The organism is Thalassotalea sp. G20_0 (assembly GCF_017744175.1).
Taxonomy (GTDB): domain Bacteria; phylum Pseudomonadota; class Gammaproteobacteria; order Pseudomonadales; family Endozoicomonadaceae; genus Endozoicomonas.
In genome coordinates, this window is sequence record NZ_JAGHQV010000014.1 from 59767 (window position 1) to 83623 (window position 23857).

Consider the following 23857-nt stretch of genomic DNA (forward strand, 5'->3'; position numbering starts at 1 on the left):
CTATCCGTCGGTGTGATGTGACAGAAAATCATCAGACTCCGTTGACAGTTGCAAGTGAATTCTTAATGCATCCAGGGTAAATCCCGGCGGCAAGTGCGGGAGCAGTTCCAGCGTTGCCAGAAATACTCCCGGCTTGTCTTCTACCTCCTGAACCGAAAATTTTGCCCATTTCAGAGGCGAAACCGCCAGCAGGGACAGGTCCCTGATTTCTGAGGGGCTGCAGTATTGGTCAAGCCACCGTTGCAGGTCGTGTGCATACTCCACAACCTGATGGGTCGAGCCTACCCGCTCACGGGCTTTTACTTTCAGATAATGCCCAAAACGACAGACAATCAGCAAAGGCGGCAGAAACTGGCAGTACTCCTTTCCCGGGAGTACCCCGGTCATGGACATGGAAAAAAAACCCGTTCTATGGTCAAGCCAGCCGCTACCCAGCGGCATGATGCCCAGTCTGGTAAAGGTCGATTCCACCGATTCAGTCAGCCGGACTTCAGCCATGGTTCCCGGCTGATCGGGCAGTAGAGCTCCACACTTGACCCCCTCACCCCAAGCCTGCAAGCCGGAAAACCAGCCATGCTCACCAAATTCCCTGACCACCAGGGCAAGTAGCGCATAACCACTATGACACCAGACAGCCCCGGTGCGAGGTAGATAAACCTTGTCGTCAGCCCCCCGGTCACTGCCGGTAGTAAAGCGAGGCCAGGTAACGGCAAGAAAAACGGCAGACGCCTGTTCTCTGATGGCCCTGAAGCCCTCATAATCGGCAAATGTACCCACCCTTTCCAACCTTGATGCACAGCTGGATAACGCAGGGTTGTCACATTGCCACTGGTTGCCCATACCAAGAACAACAGGACAGAGAGACAGTTCTCCCAACTCAGACAGTTTGCCAACAAGCTCTGCCTGCTCAGAGGGGATATGGTTGAAAAACTCAAAGCGATAGTCTGCCATCAACAAACCAAAAGGCTCCCCTCCCAGCATACATAGCCCTTCCCGGTACACCTTCTGATAGAGCAGGGTTTGTGACAGACTGCCCGACGATTGCAGGTTGTTGTGCAACTCTGCCTGAGATAAATCCATAACCTTGACTTTAGCGCCATCGCCATCCTGTTGCTGCTGGACCAGCCAGGACAAACCGGCCCAGGTTGCCTTGAGTTCTGTATAGGCGACAGAATCAATAACGACCTGAACCTGACAATGCAGCAGGTCATCAATCGCTGCAACTAGGCGTAAAATGTTGATTTCCAGTGTGCCCATATCAGTCATTACGAAGAGGGTATGGCGGCCACAGTTCTCAGCGACGCAGTAAGCTCTTCCATTTGCAGCCAGGGCCTGAGATTGGCAACCACAAAATAACTGCCGGGCTTGCCTTTTTGTTCTACTACCGAGACCTGCGACTCCCTGAGGGGGCATCTTGCCCTGGCTTCATTACCAATGGCATTGGGGTTGGTATACTGGCCAATCCAGTTCTTCAGCTGCTTTTCAACGTCTTCAGCGGTCAAATTGGAACCGATATAATCACGCCCCATCACTTTCAGATAATGGGCAATCCGGCTGCAGGCCATAACATAGGGCAGCCGGGCGGATATCGCAGCATTGGCTGTGGTTTCCGGCTCAACAAAAGTCTGCGGTTTCTGGGCGGTTTGCGCGCCCAGAAATACGGCAAAGTTCTGCCCTTTATAATGCACCAACGGCAGGAAACCGAGGTCACTGAGTTCCTTCTCCCGTTCATCGGTAAGATTGACCTCGGCAGGACAATACTGAAGACGATCACCTGACAACGATTGATAGGTAAAGTTGGGTAGGTTCTCTACCCTGCCACCATTATCAACGCCACGAATGGCGGTACACCAGCCAGACTGGCTAAATGCTCTGGTCATATTCAACGCCAGTTCATAGGCGGCGTTGGTCCAGACAAAGTCCCGTTCATGGTCCAGTTGAACAACGCCTTCCTCGCTGCGGGCCAGCTCCTCAAAGTCAAATCGGGTTGCCGGGTTGGTCTCGGCCCCGTAGGGGAGCCGGGCCAATACACGGGGCATGGTCAAGGTAACAAAGCGGGCATCATCACAGCTTCTGAAAGCATTCCAGGCACCATAGAGCGGATCATCAAAACCTGTGGCTACAGGCCGACCTTCTGCCAGGGCAACAAAAGAAGGTAATTCAAACATCCCGGAGGGGGCAGCCGCTATAAAAGGACAGTGGCTGGCGGCGGCAACTTCCGCAAGATAACGGAGCAGCGTAATATCCTGATCGCTGTAGCTGAAATACATATCGCCCACCAGCAGGCCATAAGGCTCACCACCGGCCGTACCGAACTCCTGCTGATAGAAGTTATTAAACAGTGGACTGCGATCAACAGCAGGTGCATTCTCAAATTGCGTTAGCAACTCTTGCTGAGAGGCATCAAAGAGTTTTATCTTCAAGCTGGTACCGAGTTCTGAGTTACGTACCAGCTTTTGCAGCCCCAGCCAACTGCCCTCCAACCTGCGAAAATCAGGGTTTGCCATTACAGAAGACAACTGCCGTGAAACAAGAGCATCAATATTGGCAACCGCATCGTTGATGGTATGGGTCAGGTTACCCATCCACTTCAGGTGCCCTTCTCTGAATTGAATAACAAGATTGATGATCAGAGACTTAAGGTCATCTGCATTGCTCTGGCCCCGGTTTTCCTGAAGGGTTAATAAAACACCGTTGGCAAAAACATCCGGAAGGTTTGTTTCAGCGAGGTTAGCTTCAACATCACTCATGATAGTCAACTACTCCTTACTAATATCCAGCTCATCGGCCAGTTTTTGCATCAAATCATTATTGCTGATCACTTGTCTCAGTGTTTTTTCGAGATCCCGACAACGGTCCGACTTGCCGAGTAGCGACATCAGCTGATTTCTGGCAGTAACCAGGTCATTCAGAACAGGCACCTGTTGTACGATATTGTCGGGTTCAAAATCTTCCATGGCATTAAAAGAGAGATCACAGGCAATTGGTGCCCCATCCTCTTCAAGTTTATTTTCTACAGAAAGACTGAGTTCAGGACCCAGCTTTGACATAATCAAATCAAAATTATCCTGATCTACCCGGATAAACTGCCGGTCTTCTATGGCATCTTTTCGATCATCAGGGCGATGACCTGAGAGATCGGCAATAACCCCGACCACAAATGGCAGTTCACGGGTTTGGGTTGATCCGCTCACATCAACATCGTATGTGATACTGACACGATTTTTATGAATACGTTTATGTTGGGAATTTTGAGGCATTTTTTTGATCCTCACCAATTTCAGGTAGTTTTTCGCAATAAATTCTATAAATTTTAAAGAACGGACACAGCTGATTAACTTGTTACGGTAGATTCTGCCGATGCTGATTTAACGTTATAAGTAATCAACCCACCAGGTGTTAATTCACCACTGGCCGATTCAAACCAGTGTTTTATATGAAACATGCTATAGGTGATGTGATACTGGACCGTCGGTGTACCATCATTACCGGACATACTGAAATAACTGAGCCGACTTTCCTCAAGGGTCACCTGCAGGTAGACTTCAGGCCCCTGATTTGCCACCCTTTCAGGCTTTGTGCCAATCAGAAATAATTTCTTTCCCTCACTTGAAGGTGCCAGTAACAGGGATAATATGTTTTCATAGGCTCCGCAGAGTGTTTTATTGAGCCTGAATTCGTGCATCATACAATTACCACTCTCCATATTACTGTGGTCTCCAACATCCATGCCTATTGATCGGGAAGCTCCCCAGCTAAACGACGATATTGCAAACCAGCCTTCCTTCGGCAAACCATCACCACCAGTGAATTTTTCCAATGTTGATGCCCCTTTTGGAGTTTGTCCTTCAATATTCATGTAAAAAGTAGCCATGGTAGTTTTCCCGGGAATATAGAAAATTGATAATGTATAGTACTGGCCGTACTTAAAGAGATCAGCCAGACAATCAATGGCTAAAGGCAGCTCTACTAATACAAATAGCAGAAGACCTGTTTTTTCAATTTCTCATAAGATTATCCCTCGTTTTTTTCTTCAATTGACAGGGTATCAACCATACCGAGCCGCCGACTGATATCCTGATACAGTTCCTGCTGCTCACCGGTCATTTTTAAAAGAAGCTCGGGAAAACTGAGATCCAGCCAGTTCAATGCCGTTTCAAGTTGCCAGGAAACCGGGCTATGGGGTTCGGTCTGGCGAAAAAAGGTAAGCAGCTCCTGAATGGTGACCCTGGCACTATCACGATTCAGGACTTTTGGTGCCATAGGTGTGACTGTCAGACCATCACCCCCCATACTATCTGATGTTTGAAGACCGTCTGTGATTTCTTGCTCAACGGACTGCGATTTTGGAACACATTGATTGAGCACCAGAATAGCGTCATTAATAACCGATTTGATTTTCTCAAGATGTATTATTTGGCCAAAACGCTTGAAATGCCCCAGAAGCTTCTCCCATGATTCAGCGAGAGACTGGAGGCTACTCAATATGTCAGCAGAAAGTCGGTCAGGTGTTTCATATCCCTGATTAATTGCCTTAATGTCTTTCAAGGAGTGATTATTCAATAGTTCCGTTTCCAGCAGAGGGGCCAAAAACAGTGGCTCTTTACTCTCATCTGAGATCATGGAAGCAAGGCGACCAAGGGATTCACAAAAAGACTCTTTAATATCACTACTACAATCAGTGGGCACCCGTTCAAGACACAGATCAAGCAGAAGGAAAGAAAGGCAGAAAGACTGCCATGGTGATTCAGGAGTGTACAGGCCGGAATACGCCAGCCAACCGAACCATTCCGGTGACCACAATGCATTGCTCTTCGTTTCACCTAACAACCACTGATGACACTCCTGCCAGGCGCTGAACAGACTCTTTCTGAGGTTGATTGCGGCTTCAACATCAGGCTCTTGCAACCAGGCCCTGGCAACCGAATTAGCCTCCGCAATCAGTTTGCGGAGAAATCTGTATTGATCGGTGCCGTGTAACAAAGGGGGTACGAACGAGTCTGTAAAGAGAGAACTAAGAGATAGATATAGATTCTCATTCAAAATAATCATAATCAAAATACATCAATAATAATTTTTCAATGGAACAATATACATTCCAGTGAAACGAAATCTTGAAGAAGTTTAGTTAGATAAACATTGAAGGCTATTCTCCTTTCCAGCCAGACTTATTCAATCCGACAACTTAGATTAGAATCTAGATCAATTTCAAAAAAACACTTAACTTTTTTATGCTATATACAGCATTTATTAATTAGTTTTTTTTATTTTCATTTTTAAGAAAAATAACTAGGATTCCATGAATAAATATTTGTGTATTAAAAAAATATATGAAAATGAATAACAACTTTACACCTGACAATAGACGTCTTATCGCTGAAGACGTTGCAGGAAACAAGTATATTGCTACAAAGCTGGAAGTCAGTGAGAAACTGTGTGAGCTGTTTACGGTTCGGGCAACGGTATTCACCAGCGGAAGCTTTGATGAGCACAGCTTTATTAACAAACCTTTAACTATCAGCTACAGATCGGGTTTTGAAACACAGCTAACAACACGATTTGTTGTTAATGGCTACGTAAAAGAGCTTTGGAAGTATTCAAGGGAACGAGGGGATACCTTATGGGAGATAGAGCTATGCCCCTGGCTGTATAGACTCAGCACCAGAAAGAACTGTCGTATTTTTCAAAACATGAATGCCTACGAAATCATTGATCAGATCTGTTCTGAGTATGAATTCGATACATCGATCCGTTTTTCTGATTTCAATGATATTGAGTCCCGAACAGTTTGCGTACAGTACCTGGAAACTGATCTTGAATTTTTCTCCCGACTCCTCAGTGAAGAGGGCAAGTGCTACTATTTTGCCCACGACTTCGGCAGCCATACCATGGTTGTTGGTTCAAACCATGAGGCCTTTACCCGGATCGATGAGCCGGTTGAATATGGCGAACAGGCCAGCGATAAAATTAAAAGCCTGCGAGGCTGCACTCCGGTTTTCCACACCCATTACAGCTGTAAAGCTGTTGTCACCGGTTACAACCGGGAGCAGGCGGAGGCCATCATCAGTTCAGCTGCCCAGGCCAATAGAGGTTCGGGTACAGCGCCCTCCACGGAGGCGATGCTCTGGGATTCCCGGGTTGACCAGAGATCGACTGCTGATCAGGCGGCCCTGAATTTTACCAATCGCTTATCCAGTCATCGTCTTAGCTGCAAAAGTTCACAATCCGGGTTTCGTATTGGCACCAGGTTTGAAATCATCTGTCATACGGATTCTAACCAGCAGGGAGAGTATTATATTGATCAAATCTCTCACCAGTTTCACTGCAATGTCAATGAACAGTCCAGGAGTAAGCAAAAAGAGTACGAGAACACCTTTACCTGTATCAATATTGACTATCCTTTTGTTCCCCCTGCCCTCAACAAAAACAGAATTCCAGGCATACAAACCGCCCTGGTTTCAGGGCCTGACAGCAAAGAGATTTATCATAATGACCAGGGTGATATAAAAGTCCGTTTTCATTGGGACAGTTCAGGAACAACAAAAGGCGATCAATGCTTCTGCTGGGTACCAGTGGCTCAATCATTGGCAGGCTCTGGTTTCGGAAGTTTTATATTGCCCCGTGTCGGACAGGAAGTGGTCGTCAGTTTTATTGACGGAGATCCCGACCAACCTGTAGTGGTAGGCTGTCTGTTTAATGGTCTTAACAAAAGACCATACAGTGAAGGGCATTTTACCGGCTTCAAAACACTGTCCATGCCCAATGGTGCTGAAGGTCACGAGGTCAGGCTGGATGATACCAAAGATCAGGAGGAGTTTTACATAAGGAGCCAGAGGGACATGTTACTGGAAGTTGTCAACGACCTGGCTTCCTCTGTTGCGGGTAATCAGACAATGAATACTGAAAAGAACCTGAAATTGGTATCCGGCGCTGACATCGATATTGCATCTGGCGCTAACGCCAGTTATTCCTCTGATTCTGATACTGCTATCAAGGGACAGAAGATTAATATATCAGGCAGTGCGGGTATCACTCTGACCTGTGGCAACAGTGAAATCAGTATCAGCCCTTCAGAAGTCACCATAAAATCGCCCAGTGTTACCATTGAAGCGGATGTATCAACAACAATAAATGGCAAGATGGTTAACATTAAAGGAGAGCTGGCAGCCCTGCGTGGAGAGATGGTTGAAGTAGCAGGAAAAATGGTGACGTCCAGTGGCGATGCCTGCGTGAATTTAAAAAGCGATGGTGTGATAATCATTAATGGCAAATTAACAATGGTCAATTGAGATTATGAGTGCTTTGTTGTTTGATGACCTTACCAGACTTTTGCAGGTGTACGATTTTAATGAACACCTTGTGCAGCAGGCGAAAAAAGTAACAAGCCCGGATCAACTGCTGACCAGCCTGTTAAAAGAACAGGCTTATAGTGACTCTGTCGCTTTTTTGGCCCACTGTTTCAAGAAAGAATATTCCATCTCATGGGGTTACCTATGTCTGGTGCACACACCTGCCTTATGGAGCAGGCAAGAGGCAAATGTTCTTGAAGGAATAGATTCCTGGTTAAAGGAACCTGTGGAAAAGCACCGCCGGTCCCACGAAAAAGATTTACATCATCTTGGCGTAAAATCCCCGGTAGCCTGGCTGGGACAGGCAATATTCTGGAGTGGCGGCAGTATTACGCCTGAAGATGCGCCAGCTGTTGACCCCAGTCCTTCGCTGTTTGGCCAGGCGGTATCCGGAGCTGTTCAACTGGCGGCACTGGTCGAGGATGCCATGCATACCCGTACACTCTTTCCGCGATTTATCAACCTTGGGATCAAGCTGATTGAGGGCATGCATAAAGATGACTTACTCACTCTTTCGCCGGAGGAGGATAATTTATGATGCCCGCCGCCCGTGTTCTCGATATGCACGTATGCCCAATGCAAAGCCCCGCAGTTCCTCCGATTCCTCACGTGGGGGGGCCGGTGCTACCAGCACCTTCAGTGCCCACTGTGTTGATTGGTGGTATGCCTTCGGCTGGTGCTGGTCAGCAATGCCTGTGTGTTGGACCGCCGGACTCCGTCGTTGGCTGCAGTAAGTCTGTTCTGATTAATAAAATGCCACAGGCCAGGATGGGGGATTCCACTGCGCATGGTGGGGTTATCGCCATGGGGTGTCCTACTGTTCTGATAGGGGCTTGAGTGTTGTGATCATGTTTCAACAGGGAGAAGAAATGATTAGATATGCCATGAAGATGCTGTTGATTTTGCTATGTACAACACCTGTTGGTTGCTCCAGTGGATTAAGATCAAGCGGGTTAACAGCGAAAGAAGCCATTACGATCAACATTAAAGCCAGTGAAATATTAAACCCATATCTGGGCAATGAACAAAATCCCTTATTTATTCAGGTCGTTCAGCTCAAACAGATTGATCGCTTTCAATCACTGGATTTCATCTCTTTATACCAGGATATAGAAAATTCACTTGGGAAAGACCTTATCTACCTTGAACAATCTTTCCCGATAAAACCAGGAACCACTGTAACAAAATCCATCAAACCTGAAATGGACACAAATTTTATCGGACTCCTTTATTTTTTCAGCAACTTTGAGCAGGCGACTACCCGTCACTGGTTCACAACCCAGCCCGGCAAAAAACAATGTTTTGATGTTTTCTTCAATAACAATAAAGGGGTATTAGAACGCTGCAAATAAGCAACGCAATGGTTTGCACTTCACTTTATCATTGGTATATGAGGACTGTTATAGTGAAACCCTATCCTGTGTGCTGGCTTGAAGGTGCTTTTATGACTCCCCAGCACTTTCAACAGCAAAACCGGTTTACCCAGTACCTGGCAGGGCAGTATTTCCAATTGATGAACCCGGTCTGTTTTGGCTTCACGGCATTGGAAATTGACGTAGAATCGCTGAAATCCGGTAGATTCCGCATCAATTATGCCAGTGGCATATTGCCCGACTGTACCCCTTTTCTTCTGGACGAACCTTTAACCGCCACCCCCCCATCAGCCACCAGCGATGCGATAGTGACTCTCGTATTGCCAATAACCCGCGATGGCTGTTCAGAAGTTGGTGATTCAGCCCAGCATCGCTACCGGTTCCATGGGCAGTCTCTGGTTGACAGTGTCAACCCGGATGCCCCCGTCGCCCATGTTGATATGGCTCTGCCAAATTTCCAGTTAATGATTGGCAATGATGCCATGGAAAGTTATGTGAGTCTTAATGTGGCCCGGATTTCTTATATTGATGGTAATGGTGCCATTTGCCTGGATAGCAGCTTTATTCCTTCTGCTATTAATTTACAAATATCCCGGGTGGTCATGGATAAAGTCGAGCATCTTTTTAACAGAATCCAACAGATGGCCAGTGCCGTTGCTTTCAGGATCAATAGCGGCAGGCAGTTTAAAAGCGAGCACATATTATTACAGGATCGTTTATGGAGCATGTATTTCAGTCAGTGGCAAGCACGTTTGGCGGTTATGATGACGCGCCCTCACCTGCTTCCCCGGGAGCTTTATCAAGAACTTTTTTCCATGGCCGGTGGACTATCCGGCCTGACAGGTTACGAAATCCCCAAACCCAAAACACTCCATCAGGATTCACTGGGCGATGTGTTACCTGAAATATTTGAACAGCTTATCAATGCCATGGATGTTGTCTCCCGTGACACGGTCATGGAAGTACCCCTTGATCACTCCGATTTTCCAATGGAGAGAATCCTCACCGCCGCCATTCCCGCAGCACTCGGCTCTAATGTCCAGTGCGTGCTTTCTTTTGAAATTTCCGGTGCTGACTCCGGTTGGTTAATGGCGAATATACCCCGGTTTATCACGGTAGCCCCGCAGGACCGGATTCAATCTCTGTTAAAAGCCGCCATATCAGGACTCAAGCTGACGCCACTGGCCACGCCTCCTATTGAGTTATGTTTGCCGAATTGCCAGACTTTTGTCGTTGATCTCAGCGATCCGTTGATCAGGGACTGCTCCCATTTCGCCCTGCATTTTGATAAACAGCTGGGTGACCCGGAAGTCAGGTTATTCATGATTCAAACGCTTTGAGAAGAACCTTATATGTCTGATCCGGTTGCTAATCCTGAGAATAACAGTCCAGCTTATGGCCAGCTCCAATCGCCGGGGGATTGGCTTGACCCTGTAACAGGTATGATACCCGTTGATACCGGTAACCGTCTTGTAGACGGCGCATTGCCACTGCTAACCCTGATCAATGGGATTCAGCGGCTTGAACCACCGGAGAGTATTTCTGCCTTCTACCATAATATCCAACAGCAACTGCAAAACTACGAGAGTGAGGTTCAGCACCCGGATAACCGACAAGCCCTTCTGATTCTGGCTGCGACGCTGGATGAGCTCATTATGGCGACCTCCTGGGGAACTGGTTTCTGGCTCCAGGAAACCTTATGTAGCCGTTTATTCAATAGAAGGGATGCAGGTAGATATGTCTTCGAGATCATTGATGAGAGCCTCAAAGAGGCTGACCAACACATGGATCTGTTATTTCTCTCATTTCTCTGTTTCAAATCCGGCTTTAGCGGCCATTTCAATGAGGGCAGACAGGAAGAGCTGAACTCACTTCTGGTAAAACTCTACCATCTGTTTATCAAACAGGGTTTATTGCAAAAAATAAAACTGGAGACCAACAACAATCAACAGGAATTCCAGCCATTACGCTCGTTCCCCTATCGAAGAACACTGTTGTGTTTTCTGGGAGCATTGATGTTCCTGTTTATTATCGGTGGCATTTTAATCTATGAGCAAAAAGATATTGCCATCATCACACTTGAAGATACCGGAAATGTAACAAATCAACCGACTGACGGTTACCAATTAACCACAACGGACAAGGTTTATGAACTCTTATTTAATAAGAATAATTAAGCTAACGTGCTTAATTGTGGGAGTGGTGTCTTTATTCCCGTTGGGGTTGCTGGCGTTGTTGCTGAAATGGAAGGTCACACTTTACTGCCTGGTAGCTGTCAGTATTATTTCCCTTTGTACAGCATTCTGTTTTACCCTGCTCCAGAAGCGCAGAGAACAGGATGAGCGAGCCACACAGAGCTATATATCGGCATTTATCAGCAAACACATTTCCCGTACTAATCGCTATCATCGCCCATTATTCCTGGTATTTTCTGATAACAACGCTGCCCTGGATCAGTTTTTCCTGACCATGGGACTTGAGTTATTCATGCCCCGAATTGCCGGGGAAAAGTTCATCGAGGGCTGGCACGGTAAAGACTGCCTGTTGCTCCATGTAAAACAACTCAACGAACTGGAAGAAAGCAACTGTTCCTGGAGCACCATGCTTGCCATGGTCAGGAACAGACGACCACGACAGCCTTTTAATGGCATTCTGCTGGATTTACCACTGACTACCCTCTCCATGAGCCCTGAAAAGCAGGAGGCCTATCTTGATTGTATCTGCAGATACAGCAATCAGGCGGCTGTCGCTGCACAGCAAAAGCTGCCAACCCTGTTCATGCTCTCCGGTATTCGCCAGTTACCCGGGTATGACAGCTTTTGTAAAAGCTTGCACAGGGATGAGCTTACCTGTTCGTTAGGCGCTATACGACCAGAAGACAGCACCGAAAAAATAGTACTCTGGTTTAACTCTTCTTGGCAAAAACTGTTGCAACAGCTTTACCTACGCCAGTCAGATTTCATTGGCCTGATATACAACACCCAACACGCAAACGACAGTCTGGAAATACTGTTCCAACTGTCAACATTTGGCAGTCAGATTCAGCCGCTTATCGCCCGTTCTTCAGAGACCCTGCTGACCAACAGGCTGGATGTTGCCGGCTATTTTATCTGCCCGCCGAGCAATCCCGACGACAACAACCGTTATGACTGCGCAGCCACCTATTGTCACTCCCTGTTTTCTTCCGGTAACCGGCAGAAGTTCGACACCATCAGTTCTGAGTATCACAGTTCATTCCTGCAGAATATTTTCCAACAGTTTCTGCTCCCCCTTGCCAACCGCGCTGGCATGAATAAAAAAGCACACTATTTCTATCGCTTTGCCGGCCTCAGTGGTTACGGCTTCTGTTGCCTGTTGCTGTGTCTTTCCGGTTGGTGGTTATATCGCAATTTCACGGCTGGAAAAGAGCTGACCAACCAGACCAGACAGGTACTGCTGGCCTACAAAGCCAACACTGATCTGCTGGTGCGAGACCAGGGCCGTATCAGCTCATTGCCTGACACGCTGGCAAAGCTTAATTCTCTCGCAGACTTATTGACGGAGTTCGAGCAAACACCCCGGATGTTAGTGGCCAGTCGTCGAAGTCTCCAACCGTTACAGGAAATGCTCAAAAGCTATTACTATCAACAGTTAAAGTTGAGACTGTCGCCTTACCTGATTACTGCTTTAGCCAAATCACTGGAGTTGCAGAATCAAAAAAGAAACACGGTGCCGGTTTTTGAAAGTCTGCGGCTTTATATGATGCTATTTGACTCATCCCAACTGGTAACCCATGAATTAATCAACCACACCCTGTCTCTTCTGGCACAACCGGCGGGCTTAAACCAGCCGTTTTCTGAACAACTTGAGCAGCGTCTTACAGATTACCTGACCTTGCCAGATTATATCCATTACCAGCCGGACTCTGCATTAATACAGAAAGCACAAAAACAGCTACAAGGCATGACAGCCAGCATTTTGATCTACAATCGCCTGAAGGTAATGCCTGATTTCAAACAGTCCATTGCTATTGCCAACCTGATGGGACCTCATTTCAGTCATGTTTTTGAAGTGAGTAATTCCTCCTCCTGCAACAAATACCACCCGTTACTGTTCACCTCCAACAGCTGGAACAATAAACAGCTACACCATGATGCACCACTGGTCATCAACAGCATTCAGGATACCCTGAAAATACAGGGAGAATCTGCCCATGTCTCCACAGCATTGGCAGTGAACACCCTGGACTCAGTCAGAAAGCTTTTTGCCCAGGAATATATTACTCACTGGCATCAGTTGTTGAACTGCATACATATACGCCGATCGTCGACCATAAACGAGCTTACCGATATCGTCTCTTTGCTGGCGCTGCTGGGTGTTTCCCCATTAACCGATGTTCTGGGTGCCGTTAAAGAGCACACCAGGTTCCAGACAGCGGCAGAAACCAATGACCCCGGTAGCGAAGATGGTTTTAGCAGTGAAGGAAAGAATACTCTGCTGACCTATAACCAACTCGGTGGCTCCGCCGGTCATAATCAACTGCTGTCACTGGCATTTACGGATTATCACCGCCTGGTTGACGAAAACAGTAACGGGGAATTTTTCCGCAATCTGCACAAACATCTGGAAGAAATTCTTGAAAACCTGATCCACCTTCGCAGTGCTGATAACCCCACCGTGATTGCTTTCAAACAGGTTCGTCAGCTGCTTAATGGGCATCACCCGGTGCTGGCTCTTACTTTGCTGGCTGAAGGGCAGCCGGTGGCCGTCCGGCAATGGATCAAACAGCTGGTTTCGCAATGGGGCAGTGTCTATTTCCGGCTGGCTAAACAATATATAGAGAATCAGTGGTTAACTGAGTTAGTGTCTCCATGGCACCAGACCATTGCCGGCCGGTTCCCGGTTTATGGCAATGGCTCACTGCAAATAGAGCCTGATGCATTTCAAGCGGCTTTCGGTCCGGGAGGCTGGATAGATAATTTTTATTCGTCTTACTTAAAGCCTTTTCAAGTCAACGCCAATCGGCTTCAACTCCTGGAGCATCAGGATTTCCGCCTTAGCCCTGAACTACAGGTATTCTTTAACCATGCCCGGGTGATTAAACGCTTCTTTTTCAATGACACCGGAACCATGGCTGATAATTCAATAAATATTCGGGTATTCTCCTTAAGTTCAGATTCAACCCATTACCAGTTGGACGACGGGTACAAAAAAATAATTTACAATCACGGCCCATCGTTATGGCAGAAAAGTATTTATCGAATGAATGACGATGACCGAATACTGAGTTCATCATTCCATGATGTGGCTCAACAGCAGGCTGCCAAAACCTACTCTGGTCCGTGGGCATGGCTCAGGTTCATTCGGGAATCTGCCGGGGAGAAAAATGGTGACACGATTATCCTGCATCATAAACAGGATAATTATGAATCTTCAATAGAGCTTCAATCTGCTTCCAACAAAAATCTTGAAGCCCTGCTCTCCAGTTTTAAGCGTATTACCATACCTAAAGCTGTTTTTGGCGTTTGAACTTTACTCAGGTTCGGTAAAGCACCTTGTCCACATGCCAGCCGAATTTGGTTTTCACCAGATGGTGTGTCAGTAACTCGCCGGTAAAACACACCTTATCAAAGGCTGGCACCATCTGCCCTTTCCTGAACTCTCCCAGGTGTCTGCCTTTTTTACCAGAAGGGCAAGTGGAATGCCTCTTTGCCAGGACATCGAATTTGGCACCTTTCTTAAGCTGTTTCACTCCAGCAAGGCTAAAGATTTTTTCAGCCATCTTGATCATGCCCTTGAGGACTCACAACGACTGACCTCCATTTTTGATGAATTGCTGCGAATCACTCAGATCGAGTCTGGCGCGCGCAGAAGCCGTTTTACCCGGATAGATCTGGCTCAGATCGTAGATACCGTGACAGAGATTTATCAGGACCTCGCAGAAGGCGGGGGCGATCAACGATCATGGTGAGATCTGTTCATCATTAACCCGACAGATCCTGTATACACTTCTGCGCTGATAACCAGGCCCCCTCAACCCTGCCACCCGCACACCAGGCACCAATGACCGCAAGCCGCTGACGTTCATCCAGAAGATAAGGTTGCTCAAAGGTTACTGGCTTAATATTGGCATAGCGCCAGTAATGTCGATATTCCGCAGTTTTCTCAAGCCCGGTAGCCATTATTGTCTGCAGCCAGTTCAAACCTGTCTGACCAATGTCCACTGCCGTTTCCTTACCCTGTTGTTCAGACCACTCTGGCGAGAAATGCAACATCCACACATCGTCAACATCCGGCGCTTTAATAAAACCGGGTCGGCTGGATAACCGCGAAGCCCAGCGGACCGTTTTATCACCAAAGATACCCTGCACATCTTCTGGAATTTTCCCCTGGGTAGCAAGGCCTGCTGCCCAGCAGGGTTGATGGACGGCCTCAGGTACAAGAGCCATCACATCAGAACAGCTATCAAGCAGGGTACGGCTTTGCTCTGCAGGACTACTGACAATCAACCAATCGAAGCCGGAAAAAAGCGCACCATTGTCAGACAACAGCCGCCACCCTTCCCGGCTCTTTTCCACCTTCGAGATGTGACATCGGAAGTTAACGGCAATGTTGCTGCTCAAACAATAAACCAGCTGATTCATTAACGGAGAACCAATATAGCGCACCGTTTCATCCGGTGACGGTGTTAATGTTCCCTGTTCAACACAATAGGGTGAAAAATCCCAGACCTGTACAGCAGACGCTTGCAGCCAGAGCTCTACCTGTTTCTGAAACCCCGGATCCCTGGCGGTAAAGTACTGGGCACCAATATCCAGCTTACCCCATGCTTCCCGTCGATTGGCTAACCGCCCACCTAATCCGCGACTTTTCTCAAAGACAGTCACTTCATGCCCCAATTCCGCCAACAGACTTGCGGCCTTTATCCCGGAAAGTCCGGCTCCAATCAGTGCAACTTTCATGGGTATTCCTCGTTACTTATCATCCGGCCCTCTCAACGAAACGTGAATGCCACGTTTTTTTATACCATTTTCATCTGGCAAGCAGATTGCGGAAAAATTTGCAAAGTTGCAACCCACCTCTACGTGGAGGCCGCACAAATAGATGTAAAATGTACTAATTACGTTTTCCGACGCGATCCGGGGGTTTGATGGTCATCAGGAAAGAGCTGCTGAGGGTACCGGATGACCCGGCTCTAACCTTGCTCAATGAATTGAAAATGAGGCAATTGGATTAAGTAACTCCAGACCAGTAACAGAGATGACTGTCAATAAAGCATACCTGACGTAATTGTTAAGTCATAGTTAATACCTGACCAGTCAAATAAACCAAACAACCTTTATTTATTCATTTTCCTCACCAACAATAAGATCACTTCATTCAAAAATATTTTATCCAGGTGTATATATGAAAAGCTTATTGATCATCGGTCTGGCAGTTGGCTTGGCTGCCTGCTCTGATTCAAAGCAAAGAGAAGGCACGATTAACAGAGACAAAGAGTCATCACCACTTTCTGAAAACCCCAGCCAGGCAAAGACCGCAAAAATAAAAGAAAATTATTCATTTTCAGACACCTATACAGAAAATGATGCAAAATCCAAGCTCTATAAACTATCGAATTTTGCCACATCAGGTTCAGATATAAACGACCTTTCTTATAGTCTTGGCTATTACACCGTCAACCAAAATGACACTCTGATGAAAATTGCATTTGAGATATACGGCGATTATGAACAATGGATAGTCATTAAGAATGCAAATTCCGAAAAAATTGATTCTGAAAATGTAATAAAAAAGGGAGTAACCTTAACTTTTCCAGAACCAGCGGATAAATTCGTTCAAAGCAAAAAAGGGGATCCATACCTTATAAAGCGTGGGGATACGTTAGCCTCTATTGCCAGAAATACATACGGTTCAAGCCGTCACTGGAAAGCCATCTGGAAGAACAACACCCGTTTGATAAAAGATCCGGATAAAATTTTTGCCGGATTCACAATATACTTGCCAGTTATCAATTACTAAACAGACAACGGCTGCCTCATACTCTGAAAGAGGTCATTGACGTTACCATCAATGACCTCTCTGCCACTTCCACCAGCCTCCACATTCTTGAGAGGCTGCATTTTGAATTCGTTTTACATCACAACTGCTCATAGTCATAGCCAATTTATATGCCTGGTTAACGCAAATATTAAATAAACTGTGTTTGATAAGAACTTTTACAAGAAAGAGATGTCTTAAGAAATAATTCAGCAATTCAATAATTCAATGAATTTCCAAAATAAGTCATCTTCATTCAATCCTGCTTTTTTTGATCTTTATAACGGATCATTAGGTTTAGAACAGAATTTTCAGTTTTACGATAGCAGACAACAACCCGCGTTCCAGGGTATGTCTGTTCAGAGGATGGATGATCCTTTTTCTGTTTATCATAATCAATCAGCCATACATCATTATGGCACTGGCTTTTCCGGTCTATTAAAGGAATATGAGATTGCACCTGTGGCATCAGCTAATCCAGCAGGCTCTTCCGGAATTGATATGTATGAGATACCACCACCAGCTCATGAGAAATATGTACCCCGGGAATATAGCAATCAACCCGATAATGGTGCCCTGCCACCAATAACAGACATCTGCTTTACTCAGCCGTCAGTCCCGAAAAGTGAGTCAGAGATCAAGAAACGAACAACAGCGCACCATTACAATCCAGATTACTGGTTAACTCATCCTCCTGTCGTATTCTTTAATCCACAAGATTCAGGACCAGTTGCTGTAGTTAACCCGCTAAACCTGAATCAGCCTACAAGTAATAACCAGTCGACTCAGAGAGAAGAAATTACGGATGGTAGCTCTTCAATCATTGATCACCAAAGGGTTCCTCGCCAGGAGCCTATTTACGCAAAGCGCAAGGATGGGTGCAAAATTAATTACTACCAAACTTATCCCGAGTATGCAGAGCGCCAAAGGAAGCGCCAGAAGGAGCGCTACCATAATGATCCCGATTACGCAGAGCGCATAAGGAAACGTCAAAGAGATCGTCAAAGGGAGCTTCGCAAAGATCCCGAATACCGTGAACGCCAAAGGAACAGCAAAAGGGAAAGCCGAATGAAACGCAAAAAAATAATAGAGAGTATGGCAAAAACCCTGTTTCCCCAGAACATCAAAGGTAACACAACCAGCTAATCCCCGGGATAACTTCCCATCAGTCCATTTTTCGGACCACCTTGAAGTTATCCCACGCTTGAGAAGTTGGCATCACTTCCAGACTGTTGATATTGATATGCGCTGGCTGTCGAGCAATCCAGAAAATGATATCCGCAATGTCTTCCGGACGAAGTGGGTTAACTCCTTGATAAATACTGTCACTTTTCGCCTTATCTCCTTTAAAACGAACCAGTGAAAACTCGGTTTCACACATGCCTGGCTCAAGACTGGTCACACGTACGCCGCTGCCAGCCAGGTCACAGCGGAGGTTACGGGAAAACTGGGCGACGAAAGCCTTACTCCCCCCATAGACATGGCTGCCCGGATAAGCCCAGTTAGCGGCCACCGACGCCAGGTTAATAATGGTAGCTTTGGGTTGCTCACGTAAAATGGGCAGCAACTTATGGGTGACATTCACCAGACCGGTCACGTTGGTATCAATCATGGTGTGCCAGTCTTCCAGGCTGGCTTCCCATGCAGGACCAGCACCCAGCGCAAGTCCGGCATTATTGACCAGAACCTCAATATTGCGAAATTCATCAGGCAGTGAATCCACCATTTCTGATACTGCCCCGGCATCGCGAACGTCCAAAGTGACACTGTGAACCGGTACTTCAGGTGTCAACTCTTCCGCCAGTGCCAGCAGACGTTCTGAACGGCGACCAGTGATTATCAGGGAGTGGCCATATTGAGCAAATAACCGGGCACTGGCGAGGCCAAAACCAGAGGTTGCCCCGGTGATCAAAACGGTGGAAGAACTCATTCTGCATAACTCCATTTCATTAATGCCAGGTAGTGTACACTATTCGTGTCTTCAAATATTTTATTATGACGTCATAAGCATGAAGACACCATAAATAATAACCTGCCAATGCACATGCAATAATGACGAAGGATCAATCAGTATCCTAAGAATCTCACACCGGGATTAATTTTTATACAGATAATATGGCTCTATCAACAGTCAAAACATTTAATTCATTGCCGTTCAGTGATTGATTACCCTTGCCTCCTGTTCACTCCTGGTTTTATTTTGCGTGCTGACTGGATTTTTGGATGATCTTTGTGGCCAGCTATGTTGGTAATATTATAAATTGATTGAAAATCCACATCACCAAATACATTGACATTACATTGTTCAAAATGCTCCTGAGTATCATCACTGATAATAATTCCTGAATCCAATTTATGTAGATCATCATCGTGCCAAAGACCAAAAAAATCATTAAGCTCAAGAGCACATGCATTATCAGGATCATACAATGAAAAAGTTCTATGCCTTCCTGTATCATTAGGTTCATAAAAAATCACTTTGAGACATCCCTCCTGCTTTTTAAATCGCAAGCCCATGATATGCTTTGGAATCAAAACCATGAAGTTTTTCTCAGTAGCATTTGGCATATCCCAATACTTCCTGGCAATTGACTGAATAGCATGACTGATAGTTGATTTGGTAAAATAGTAACCTTCACTGGATGGTTTCCTCCAACGAGCAACTAAATCTTTATCTGTTGGAAGTTTACCAGAGAAAAACTTCAGTGCTGACGGGGTATCAATGGAACTGAATGTATGCTTACCACGACCAAAAGCGCCAGTAACATAACCCATGGATAAGTGCCGACACTTTATAAGCTTACCACTATCTTCAGCATCAAAGAAAGATCGATGAACTTTACCATTCAAATTCTTAGAAATTTCATTCTTTGAATAGTACATAGGCACAGCTTCAACACCATCTGGCCTGAATGCCAATTTTACTTCCACAGTGCGGCCTTTATTACACAACTGCTTAATCTTATCAGCCAAATACTTCCCTTTATCACTAAATGTTTGAACGATATTGATCTGGTATGCACTCAGGGGTTTACATAACACTTTGGCATATCTTGAATTGGGGTTTTCTAATACCAAACGCGGAGTGACATCACCAAGAACACTGACAGTATATCTACTAAACAGTGCTTTTATACCATTAACAATGGTTTTGATCGCCCTTACTAAAAACCATGACTCGTCATGACGATGCCATGAGTGTGACATAGCTGGTAAGACACCCAACTTTATTGCGTCCATTTCTTACTGCCCTTATCAGTATTTACCTAGCTAAAATTATTTAATTATAGATTCTGTATGAAATCCGGAATCATAGATACTTCCAGAACACAGATAATTAGAATACGAAAGTACTTAAGAGCCCACTTTCACCACCAAAATGACTTAACCATCTGATTTTGATATATATTACATTCGAATAGATGATTGGCATGATTTTTAATCGTTTAAAATAAAAATGTTATCAAGGGGTGGTGAAGACCGGTAATAGCTTCCCTCTGTTATCAATTCGCATTAAGAAATTACCCAGACAAAAAAAGCCAGCTCCCAAGAGAACAGGCTTTTCTGAAATATCAGCTGCAAGTCATAGATTTAGCCGCCAAAATCATCCAGCAGGATGTTTTCAGGCTCTACGCCCTGATCTTCCAGCATCATGATAACGGCTGCGTTCATCATGGGTGGTCCACACATGTAGAACTCGCAGTCTTCCGGGGCCGGATGATCTTTGCTTTGCAGGTGTTTTCGGCCCGTGTTCGGTTACGGTTTTACCTACTGGTGTTTATTACCCTCACAAAATACGGCATCGCCACAGTTCCTCCGACTTTTTTGCCCCTTTGGCAAGCAGGAGTTCTACACATCGGTCGCGACCTTCACTAATGGCCCAGTCCAGGGGCGTAAAACCCATTGAATCGATGACATTGATATTCACCTCCGGGCTAGTGAGCAGCAACTTCAAGTTACCAGCCTTGCCCTTTTGGGCGGCCGAACTCAGGGGGGTTTTGCCAAAATTATTTTTGGCATTGACAAGCACTTTGCTGTTTTTGAGTAACGCTTGCACACTATGGGTTTTATCTCCTTTGGCGGCGATGTGCAACGGTGTTTCGCCGCAAAAATCGGTGGCATTGACATTCACTTCACTGTGAGTGAGCAGTTCATCCAGGATATCGCTTCTGTTCTCTCTGGCTGCCATGTGCAGAGGCGTGTGGCCTAACTTAGCGATGGCATTGACATTCACCTCTTCAGTATTGAGCAGTACCCTCATACTTTTGGCGTTGCCTCTTCTGACGGCGCAGTGCAGAGGGGTTTCGCTGAGGCTATTAGTGGCATTAACCGTTGCCCCGAAGTCGATAAGTAGTTGCAGGCAGTTGCTGCTATCGGTATATGCAGCCAGGTGCATGGGCGTGCGAGGGTAATTACCGGCGGCATTGACATCCGCCTGGCAGTCAATCAGTCGTTGCGCGCAGCCGACGTTATCGTTTATGCAGGCCCGGTGCAAAGGGGTGTAGCCGCGCTCATTAGCGGCATTGACCTTTGCGCCGAAATCAATCAGTAGTTGCAGGTAATCCGCTTTGCCCTCGAAGGCGGTTATATGCAGGGGCGTTTGGCCAACCTTATTAGTAACATTGACATTGGCACCCGCCTCACACAATCGTTTAAAGCCTGCATAATTTTTTGCCTCCAAAGCGATAAAAAGCAAGTGGCCATATTCATGTATGTTGACACCACGATCACTGTTTATTGTCAGACTCTTTTCGAGGGCTTGCATATCTCCAGTGCGAAGGGCGCTTTCCAGTGCCGGGATACCAGACGATGGCCCGGATTGATGGGGAAGCGACGATCGGGGCTGCTGATGACATTCGACACAGCCCCGTTGATTCAGTTTGGAGGGCTCCTGATCCGCGGTATGGTCAATATGATCAGGAGGAAGCTGCCATCCATCCGGACCAGACATTTCGACCCGCGACCAGGAAGCAAATTGCCCTGCGGTGGAAACATCTTCGTCCTGGCGGATAATGCTATCAAACGAAGGGTTGTTGATGTTAGCGCTGACACTCTCCATTTTCACACCTCTGTTTGTTCGCGATTCGCGGTTTGGTTGGGTGCTTTTGGACAATAAACAAAATAGAAAATTCCATCATGACGAGTGCCTTTACAGAGACACCATCAGCATGGGTTCTACCGCAAAAGCATGAGTGAGGCGTATTGCTATAAATATTGCCTATAAAAAAAGCCGGGCTCAAAGAGCACCGGCCTTTACTTCATTAAAGCCAGAGTTTAGCCACCGAAATCATCCAGCAGGATGTTTTCAGGCTCTACGCCCTGATCTTCCAGCATCTTGATAACGGCTGCGTTCATCATGGGTGGTCCACACATGTAGAACTCACAGTCTTCCGGGGCCGGATGATCTTTCAGGTAGTTATCAAACAGAACCTGATGGATAAAGCCGGTGTAGCCGGTCCAGTTATCTTCTGGCAGCGGATCGGACAGCGCCAGGTGCCAGCTGAAGTTCTCGTTCTCTTCGGCCAGCTTATCAAACTCATCCACGTAGAAGGCTTCACGCAGGGAGCGGGCACCGTACCAGAAAGAGATCTTACGGGTAGAAGACAGACGCTTCAGCTGGTCAAAGATGTGCGAACGCATAGGTGCCATACCAGCACCACCACCGACAAAGACCATTTCGTTGTCGGTTTCTTTGGCGAAGAACTCACCGAACGGCCCGTACACGGTCATCTTGTCGCCGGGCTTCAGGTTGAAGACGAACGAAGACATCTTGCCAGGCGGGAAGTTAGTACCCGGAGGTGGTGAAGCAATACGGATATTGAACTTCAGCAACCCTTTCTCTTCCGGATAGTTGGCCATGGAGTAGGCACGAATGGTTTCCTCATCCACTTTGGAAACGTACTGCCACTGGTTAAACTTATCCCAGTCACCACGGTATTCTTCGGCGACATCGAAGGTTTTGTACTCTACGGTATGAGGAGGACATTCCAGCTGGACGTAACCACCGGCACGGAAGTTAACGTCTTCACCTTCTGGCAGTTTCAGTACCAACTCCTTGATGAAAGTGGCTACGTTGTCATTGGAAACAACTTCACACTCCCACTTCTTGACGCCGAAGAGTTCTTCTTCGACTTCAATTTCCATGTCCTGCTTAACCGCCACCTGGCAGGACAGGCGCCAGCCTTCCTTCTCTTCACGTTTGGTAAAGTGAGAGCGCTCGGTTGGCAGCATTTCCCCACCACCGGACAGCACCTTACACTTGCACTGCGCACAGGTGCCACCGCCACCACAGGCGGACGGCAGGAATACCCCGGCGCTGGACAGGGTGTTGAGCAGCTTGCCACCGGCAGCTGTGGTCACGGCCTTGCCGGGATCTTCGTTAATCCCGATGGTCACGTCACCCATACTCACCAGTTTCGAACGGGCGGCGAGGATAACCAACACCAGTGCCAGTACGATAATGGTAAACATGGCAACGCCATAGATAATATTTAAATCCATATCGTCCCAATCCCCCTTACAGCTGTACGCCAGAGAACGACAGGAAGCCCAGGGACATCAAACCAACGGTAATGAAGGTAATGCCCAGACCTCTCAGTCCTGCAGGTACATCACTGTACTTGAGCTTTTCACGAATGCCCGCCAGTGCAGCAATGGCCAGAGCCCAGCCCACACCAGCACCGAAACCATAAACCACGGATTCACCGAGGTTGTAGTCACGCTGAACCATGAACAATGACGCACCCATAATAGCGCAGTTTACGGTAATCAATGGCAGAAACACGCCCAGCGCGTTGTAAAGAGCAGGTACAAATTTATCCAGGAACATTTCCAGAATCTGTACCAGGGCAGCAATAACACCGATGTAGGTGATCAGGCCCAGGAAGCTCAGGTCAACACCGGCAACCAGTGCCCCGTCTTTCAGGATGTTCTGGTAAATGACATTGTTAATGGGCACGGTGATGGTCAGTACGGCAACCACCGCAACCCCCAGACCCAGGGCAGTTTTCACCTGCTTGGATACGGCCAGGAAGGTACACATCCCCAGGAAGAAAGCCAGCGCCATGTTTTCCACGAACACTGCTTTCACAAATAGCGAAATAAAATGTTCCATGA

The 23857-nt window shown here is 46.7% G+C and carries 21 protein-coding genes and 2 pseudogenes; 10 read left to right on the forward strand and 13 right to left on the reverse strand.

Features of this window, described 5'->3' with window-relative positions:
• The 5 genes from J7438_RS10520 to J7438_RS10540 form a co-directional block, all read right to left on the reverse strand.
• Positions 1 to 1257, reverse strand: a complete 1257-nt coding sequence (locus tag J7438_RS10520) for a type VI secretion system contractile sheath domain-containing protein (RefSeq protein WP_209276508.1) — start codon at positions 1255 to 1257, stop codon at positions 1 to 3.
• A gap of 8 nt (positions 1258 to 1265) precedes the next feature.
• Positions 1266 to 2750: a type VI secretion system contractile sheath large subunit gene (gene tssC / locus J7438_RS10525; protein WP_209200897.1), complete on the reverse strand. Its 1485-nt coding sequence runs from the start codon at positions 2748 to 2750 to the stop codon at positions 1266 to 1268.
• Between the two features lie 9 nt (positions 2751 to 2759).
• Positions 2760 to 3260: a type VI secretion system contractile sheath small subunit gene (tssB, locus tag J7438_RS10530; protein ID WP_209200896.1), complete on the reverse strand. Its 501-nt coding sequence runs from the start codon at positions 3258 to 3260 to the stop codon at positions 2760 to 2762.
• Positions 3261 to 3334: 74 nt separating this feature from the next.
• Positions 3335 to 3874: a type VI secretion system tube protein Hcp gene (locus J7438_RS10535; protein WP_209200895.1), complete on the reverse strand. Its 540-nt coding sequence runs from the start codon at positions 3872 to 3874 to the stop codon at positions 3335 to 3337.
• A 140-nt stretch (positions 3875 to 4014) separates the two neighbouring features.
• Complete coding sequence (locus tag J7438_RS10540) at positions 4015 to 5052, reverse strand: hypothetical protein (protein ID WP_209276509.1); 1038 nt, start codon at positions 5050 to 5052, stop codon at positions 4015 to 4017.
• 284 nt (positions 5053 to 5336) lie between these two features.
• On the opposite strand from J7438_RS10540, the gene J7438_RS10545 reads away from it, so the two are divergent.
• From J7438_RS10545 to J7438_RS10575, 7 genes are read left to right on the forward strand one after another with little or no spacing between them, the layout of a single operon-like run.
• The gene (locus J7438_RS10545) at positions 5337 to 7289 is read left to right on the forward strand and encodes a type VI secretion system Vgr family protein (RefSeq protein ID WP_209276510.1); all 1953 of its coding nucleotides are present in this window, start codon (positions 5337 to 5339) and stop codon (positions 7287 to 7289) included.
• Positions 7290 to 7293: 4 nt separating this feature from the next.
• Complete coding sequence (locus J7438_RS10550) at positions 7294 to 7887, forward strand: DUF6931 family protein (RefSeq protein WP_209200892.1); 594 nt, start codon at positions 7294 to 7296, stop codon at positions 7885 to 7887.
• The gene (locus tag J7438_RS10555; RefSeq protein ID WP_209276511.1) at positions 7884 to 8186 is read left to right on the forward strand and encodes a PAAR domain-containing protein; all 303 of its coding nucleotides are present in this window, start codon (positions 7884 to 7886) and stop codon (positions 8184 to 8186) included. The genes J7438_RS10550 and J7438_RS10555 overlap by 4 nt, the downstream gene beginning before the upstream one ends.
• A gap of 5 nt (positions 8187 to 8191) precedes the next feature.
• Positions 8192 to 8701: a type VI secretion system lipoprotein TssJ gene (gene tssJ / locus J7438_RS10560; RefSeq protein WP_353620122.1), complete on the forward strand. Its 510-nt coding sequence runs from the start codon at positions 8192 to 8194 to the stop codon at positions 8699 to 8701.
• A 38-nt stretch (positions 8702 to 8739) separates the two neighbouring features.
• The gene (tssK, locus tag J7438_RS10565) at positions 8740 to 10062 is read left to right on the forward strand and encodes a type VI secretion system baseplate subunit TssK (RefSeq protein WP_286196519.1); all 1323 of its coding nucleotides are present in this window, start codon (positions 8740 to 8742) and stop codon (positions 10060 to 10062) included.
• Positions 10063 to 10074: 12 nt separating this feature from the next.
• Positions 10075 to 10899, forward strand: coding sequence for a type IVB secretion system protein IcmH/DotU (gene icmH / locus J7438_RS10570; protein WP_209276512.1), 825 nt, complete (start codon positions 10075 to 10077; stop codon positions 10897 to 10899).
• Between the two features lie 25 nt (positions 10900 to 10924).
• Entirely contained in the window at positions 10925 to 14230 is a 3306-nt protein-coding gene (locus J7438_RS10575; RefSeq protein WP_209276513.1) for an ImcF-related family protein, read from the forward strand.
• A 7-nt stretch (positions 14231 to 14237) separates the two neighbouring features.
• Here the strand turns inward: J7438_RS10575 and J7438_RS10580 are convergent.
• Positions 14238 to 14447: pseudogene (locus J7438_RS10580) on the reverse strand (peptidylprolyl isomerase); the annotation flags it as partial.
• Between J7438_RS10580 and J7438_RS10585 the strand changes: the two are divergent.
• Positions 14403 to 14672 carry a hypothetical protein gene (locus J7438_RS10585; RefSeq protein ID WP_209200955.1) on the forward strand — a complete coding sequence of 90 codons (270 nt, stop codon included), beginning with the start codon at positions 14403 to 14405 and terminating at the stop codon, positions 14670 to 14672. The pseudogene J7438_RS10580 and the gene J7438_RS10585 sit on opposite strands and share 45 nt — an antisense overlap.
• A 13-nt stretch (positions 14673 to 14685) precedes the next feature.
• On the opposite strand, the gene J7438_RS10590 is transcribed toward J7438_RS10585, so the two are convergent.
• Positions 14686 to 15663 (reverse strand): NAD(P)/FAD-dependent oxidoreductase, encoded by a 978-nt coding sequence (locus J7438_RS10590; RefSeq protein ID WP_209200885.1) that lies wholly within the window; start codon positions 15661 to 15663, stop codon positions 14686 to 14688.
• Between the two features lie 445 nt (positions 15664 to 16108).
• On the opposite strand from J7438_RS10590, the gene J7438_RS10595 reads away from it, so the two are divergent.
• On the forward strand, positions 16109 to 16723 hold the full coding sequence (locus J7438_RS10595) for a LysM peptidoglycan-binding domain-containing protein (RefSeq protein ID WP_209276514.1): 615 nt from the start codon (positions 16109 to 16111) through the stop codon (positions 16721 to 16723).
• A 519-nt stretch (positions 16724 to 17242) separates the two neighbouring features.
• Positions 17243 to 17887, forward strand: a complete 645-nt coding sequence (locus J7438_RS10600) for a hypothetical protein (RefSeq protein ID WP_209276515.1) — start codon at positions 17243 to 17245, stop codon at positions 17885 to 17887.
• 19 nt (positions 17888 to 17906) lie between these two features.
• Here J7438_RS10600 and J7438_RS10605 read toward each other — a convergent pair whose 3' ends face one another.
• The 6 genes and pseudogenes from J7438_RS10605 to nqrE all read right to left on the reverse strand — a co-directional run bounded on the left by J7438_RS10605 (position 17907) and on the right by nqrE (position 23855).
• Complete coding sequence (locus tag J7438_RS10605) at positions 17907 to 18671, reverse strand: SDR family oxidoreductase (RefSeq protein WP_209276516.1); 765 nt, start codon at positions 18669 to 18671, stop codon at positions 17907 to 17909.
• Between the two features lie 236 nt (positions 18672 to 18907).
• Positions 18908 to 19981, reverse strand: coding sequence for a ShET2/EspL2 family type III secretion system effector toxin (locus J7438_RS10610; protein WP_209276517.1), 1074 nt, complete (start codon positions 19979 to 19981; stop codon positions 18908 to 18910).
• A gap of 351 nt (positions 19982 to 20332) precedes the next feature.
• Positions 20333 to 20467: pseudogene (locus tag J7438_RS10615) on the reverse strand (NADH:ubiquinone reductase (Na(+)-transporting) subunit F); the annotation flags it as partial.
• Positions 20468 to 20528: 61 nt separating this feature from the next.
• On the reverse strand, positions 20529 to 21800 hold the full coding sequence (locus J7438_RS10620; protein WP_209276518.1) for an ankyrin repeat domain-containing protein: 1272 nt from the start codon (positions 21798 to 21800) through the stop codon (positions 20529 to 20531).
• Between the two features lie 215 nt (positions 21801 to 22015).
• Entirely contained in the window at positions 22016 to 23242 is a 1227-nt protein-coding gene (gene nqrF, locus J7438_RS10625) for an NADH:ubiquinone reductase (Na(+)-transporting) subunit F (protein ID WP_209276519.1), read from the reverse strand.
• 16 nt (positions 23243 to 23258) lie between these two features.
• Entirely contained in the window at positions 23259 to 23855 is a 597-nt protein-coding gene (gene nqrE / locus J7438_RS10630; protein ID WP_209200877.1) for an NADH:ubiquinone reductase (Na(+)-transporting) subunit E, read from the reverse strand.
• Positions 23856 to 23857 lie beyond the last annotated feature (2 nt).